General features: G+C 55.4%; 1 rRNA gene. It reads left to right on the top strand.

The annotated features are described in order from the left end of the window. A 16S ribosomal RNA gene (locus ABD106_RS14505) occupies window positions 1–1382 on the top strand; the annotation flags it as partial.

Genomic DNA, 1382 nt, shown 5'->3' with positions numbered 1-1382 from the left:
GGGTGAGTAATACGTGAGCAATGTGCCCTTGACTCTGGGATAAGCGCTGGAAACGGCGTCTAATACCGGATACGACGATCGGAGGCATCTCCTGGTCGTGGAAAGAACTTCGGTCAAGGATCAGCTCACGGCCTATCAGTTAGTTGGTGAGGTAATGGCTCACCAAGACGACGACGGGTAGCCGGCCTGAGAGGGTGACCGGCCACACTGGGACTGAGACACGGCCCAGACTCCTACGGGAGGCAGCAGTGGGGAATATTGCACAATGGGCGCAAGCCTGATGCAGCAACGCCGCGTGAGGGACGAAGGCCTTCGGGTTGTAAACCTCTTTTAGCAGGGAAGAAGCGAAAGTGACGGTACCTGCAGAAAAAGCACCGGCTAACTACGTGCCAGCAGCCGCGGTAATACGTAGGGTGCAAGCGTTGTCCGGAATTATTGGGCGTAAAGAGCTCGTAGGCGGTTTGTCACGTCTGCTGTGAAAACCCGAGGCTCAACCTCGGGCTTGCAGTGGGTACGGGCAGACTAGAGTGCGGTAGGGGAGATTGGAATTCCTGGTGTAGCGGTGGAATGCGCAGATATCAGGAGGAACACCGATGGCGAAGGCAGATCTCTGGGCCGTAACTGACGCTGAGGAGCGAAAGCATGGGGAGCAAACAGGCTTAGATACCCTGGTAGTCCATGCCGTAAACGTTGGGAACTAGATGTGGGGACCATTCCACGGTCTCCGTGTCGTAGCTAACGCATTAAGTTCCCCGCCTGGGGAGTACGGCCGCAAGGCTAAAACTCAAAGGAATTGACGGGGGCCCGCACAAGCGGCGGAGCATGCGGATTAATTCGATGCAACGCGAAGAACCTTACCAAGGCTTGACATATACGAGAACGCGCTGGAGACAGCGAACTCTTTGGACACTCGTATACAGGTGGTGCATGGTTGTCGTCAGCTCGTGTCGTGAGATGTTGGGTTAAGTCCCGCAACGAGCGCAACCCTCGTCCTATGTTGCCAGCACGTAATGGTGGGAACTCATGGGATACTGCCGGGGTCAACTCGGAGGAAGGTGGGGATGAGGTCAAATCATCATGCCCCTTATGTCTTGGGCTTCACGCATGCTACAATGGCCGGTACAATGGGCTGCAATACCGTAAGGTGGAGCGAATCCCAAAAAGCCGGTCTCAGTTCGGATTGAGGTCTGCAACTCGACCTCATGAAGTCGGAGTCGCTAGTAATCGTAGATCAGCAACGCTACGGTGAATACGTTCCCGGGCCTTGTACACACCGCCCGTCAAGTCATGAAAGTCGGTAACACCCGAAGCCAGTGGCCTAACCTCACGGAGGGAGCTGTCGAAGGTGGGATCGGTGATTAGGACTAAGTCGTAACAAGGTA

The organism is Agrococcus citreus, assembly GCF_039527715.1.
GTDB classification, from domain to species: Bacteria; Actinomycetota; Actinomycetes; order Actinomycetales; family Microbacteriaceae; genus Agrococcus; species Agrococcus citreus.
The sequence above is the reverse complement of the archived record's forward strand: the minus strand, read 5'-3'. Positions and strand labels throughout refer to the sequence as shown.